Here is a 473-nt window from a genome sequence, read left to right as displayed (position 1 = left end):
CATGTGACCGGGAAAAGTCAGGTCGCTGAACAGGCATTAGTGCTGATTCAGAAACTGTATGGGATAGAAGCAGAACTCAGGAAAAAGACCGATAGTACAGCGGAAGACCGCTGCGAATACCGACAACAGCATAGTCAACCGGTCATGCAACAACTATATGAATGGCTCAACCAACATCAGCTGACGGTGCCATCGAGTTCTCCAACCGCCCGGGCGATCAATTACAGCCTAAAACGTTGGACTGCTTTAAGCCGCTATCTGGATGATGGCAATCTACCCATTGACAATAATTGGATAGAGAACCAAATGCGTCCCTGGGCCTTGGGGCGTAAGAACTGGCTATTTGCAGGTTCGCTGCGCAGTGGTCAACGAGCTGCCAATATCATGACTTTAATCCAGTCAGCAAAGCTGAATGGCTTGGATCCGTATGCCTATTTAAGTGATGTGCTGAAAAGGTTGCCAACACATAAAGT

At 48.0% G+C, this 473-nt stretch carries 1 protein-coding gene; it reads left to right on the top strand.

All coding sequences use genetic code 11. The features are described 5' to 3' along the window. Positions 1 to 473: IS66 family transposase (locus WFH18_RS17760; protein WP_336755404.1), on the top strand; the 473-nt coding region annotated here is incomplete at both ends.

Source organism: Acinetobacter sp. USHLN143 (genome assembly GCF_037145695.1).
Lineage (GTDB): Bacteria > Pseudomonadota > Gammaproteobacteria > Pseudomonadales > Moraxellaceae > Acinetobacter > Acinetobacter fasciculus.
This window is presented reverse-complemented; position numbering and strand designations above follow the sequence as displayed.